This is a genomic window from Parvibaculum sp., from assembly GCF_040882025.1.
In the GTDB taxonomy this organism is placed as follows: domain Bacteria; phylum Pseudomonadota; class Alphaproteobacteria; order Parvibaculales; family Parvibaculaceae; genus Parvibaculum.
Window position 1 is genome coordinate 1 of record NZ_JBBECC010000042.1, and the last position, 2574, is coordinate 2574.

General features: G+C 65.3%; 2 protein-coding genes. One reads left to right on the forward strand and one right to left on the reverse strand.

Annotated features, from left to right (window positions below):
* Positions 1-151: 151 nt before the first annotated feature.
* On the reverse strand, positions 152-1495 hold the full coding sequence (locus tag WEB61_RS02675; RefSeq protein WP_368062785.1) for a hemolysin family protein: 1344 nt from the start codon (positions 1493-1495) through the stop codon (positions 152-154).
* A gap of 121 nt (positions 1496-1616) precedes the next feature.
* On the opposite strand from WEB61_RS02675, the gene WEB61_RS02680 reads away from it, so the two are divergent.
* The gene (locus tag WEB61_RS02680) at positions 1617-2069 is read left to right on the forward strand and encodes a GNAT family acetyltransferase (RefSeq protein WP_368062786.1); all 453 of its coding nucleotides are present in this window, start codon (positions 1617-1619) and stop codon (positions 2067-2069) included.
* The last annotated feature ends 505 nt before the right edge of the window (positions 2070-2574 follow it).

A 2574-nucleotide genomic window follows, 5' to 3' on the forward strand; every position in this document is an offset into this window, starting at 1 on the left:
AGAGACGCCGCGCTCCGCGCGGCTTCTGGATTGCCGGGTCAAGCCCGGCAAAGACGAATTGGGGTGGTGTGGGGCAAACGCAGATGCAACAAGCCCCGGGATGACACTTTTATTTTAGTTTGGCTCAGAGAAAGATCGTCGAACGCCCCGCTCAATCCGCACTCCGCGCCAGCGCGCTGCCGATGGGCAAGTTCTGCGCGGGGACGATCAGGACCTTGTCGATGCGGGGGCCGTCCATGTCGACGACTTCGAAGCGGTATCCGTTCCAGCCGAAATAATCACCTTCGCGCGGCAGGCGGCCGAACCAGTTGAACATGACGCCGGCCAGCGTGTTGACCTCGCCGCTTTCGTCGCCGGGGAGCTTTGCGAGTTTCAGCAGGCGGCGCACCTCGTCGACCGAGACGACGCCGTCGATGATGTAGGAGCCGTCGTCGCGGATGGTGACGGCGGGGTTGCGGTCGACGCCGGCATGGTCCGAAAGGTCGCCGATCATCGCGAAGAAGACTTCCGACATGGTCAGCGTGCCGACGACATCGGCATATTCGTCGATGACGAAGGCCATGAACATGTTTTCGGACTGCAGAATGCTCAGCGCCTTCAACACGCTCGCGGTGCGCGGGATGTAGAGCGGCGGCGACATGCGCGCCAGCAGCTCGTCATTGTTCTGCGGGTGCAGGAAGAGTTCCTCGAGCCGGACCATGCCGATGAAGGGCCCGTTGGCGCCGCGCCGGACCGGATAGCGCATCTTCTGCTCGCGGCGGACCAGCGCCAGATTGGCCTCGACCGGCTGTTCGGTGTCGAGCCAGACGAGCTGCAGGCGCGGTGTCATGATCTCGCTGATGCGGGTGTCGCCGAGACGGAAGACGCGGTTGACGATGTCGCGCTCGACGCCTTCGATGGCGCCCGAGGCCGCGCCCTCCTCGACCAGATGCCGGATCTCGTCTTCGGTGACGCGCGGCACCTCAAGGCCGGTGATGCCGTAGAGCTTCAGCACCCATTCGGTCGAATGCGAGAGAAAGGTGACGGCGGGCGCCAGCATGCGGGCAAAGCCGCGCATCGGCCGGGCGATGCCGGCGGCGATGGCTTCGGGGTTCGACAAGGCGATGCGCTTGGGCACCAGTTCGCCGAGGATCAGCGTCAGATAGGTCAGGATGATGACGACGAAGCCGAAGGCGACGGGTTCGGCGTAAGGACCGATCCATGGCCAGTCGAGCATGAAGGCCGAGAGCGGCCCCGCCAGCACCGCACCACCGAAGGCGCCGGTGAAGACGCCGACCAGGGTGATGCCGATCTGCACCGAGGAGAGGAAGCGGCCGGGCTCGGCATGGAGCTTGAGGGCCGTTTCGACCGGGGCGGTGGCCGTGCCCGCCCGCTTGCGCGCCGACAGGAGCGCCTGCAGCCGCTGGCGCCGCGCCGAGACCAGCGCCATCTCGGACATCGAAAAAAACCCGTTCACGAGGATCAGAACGAGCAGGATGACGATGTTCGAAAGCATGATGTCCCCGGGGGCTGGAGGGAAAGTATAGAGGAGAGTGCGGGCGAGCGCGACGGGGTAGCGCGCCTGGCCCGAACCGGGCAGGATTGGCCGCTTTCTCAGGGGGAAACGGAGAAGGCACATGCCGCAGATGGATATCGAATCACACAAGGGCGGCCCGGGCGCGCGGGCGGCGCGGGACGGTGACGGGCCCGCGCTTGTGGCGCTGTGGACGGCGGCGGGGCTGACGCGGCCCTGGAACGACCCGGCGGCCGACATCGCCTTTGCCCGCGGCGGGCCGGCCTCCGACGTGCTGGTGATCGAGCGCGACGGGCGGATCGCGGCGAGCGTGATGGTCGGCCATGACGGGCACCGGGGCGCGGTCTATTACGTCGCGGTCGATCCGGCGCTCAGGGGCCTCGGCCTCGGGCGCGCGATCATGGAAGCGGCGGAGCAATGGCTTCGCGCGCGGGGCGTGTGGAAGCTCAATCTGATGGTGCGGACGGGGAACGAGGGCGCCATGGGGTTTTATGCCGGGCTCGGCTATGCGCAGGACGAGGTCGCCGTGATGTCGAAGCGGCTGGGGGGAAGTTGAAGGAAGGAAGGGGTTCACGCGGAGGAGAAAGGAAGAAGGGGTTCACGCAGAGGCGCAGAGACGCAGAGAAAAGAAGAGAAGAAAGAAATTCTCACGCGAAGGCGCGAAGACGGTTTGATGGCGCTTCCGCCTTCGCCAAAGGCTTCCGCCTTCGCCAAAGCTACGGCGGACAAGCCGGCGGACAGGTCGCGCCGGGAGAATGTGGTTGTCCAATCCCTTTTCCTACGCTCGTCATTGCGAGCGAAGCGAAGCAACCCAGAAAGCCGCAAAACCCGCATTCGACGCTTTCTGGGTTGCTTCGTCGCTACGCTCCTCGCAATGACGAGTTTGGGGATTGCAGGCGCGCCCGGAGTTTGTTTTTGGGCTTTCGCCGGGGTGACGCCGGTGTTTGGATTTGCGCCGGGGCATACAAATGCCGGGACGATATTTTTATTCCGGGTTCAGGCCGGGCAAACGCGCGGGCGCCAACGATCAAGGGCCATGCGCGCCTGTTCGCCGATATGCG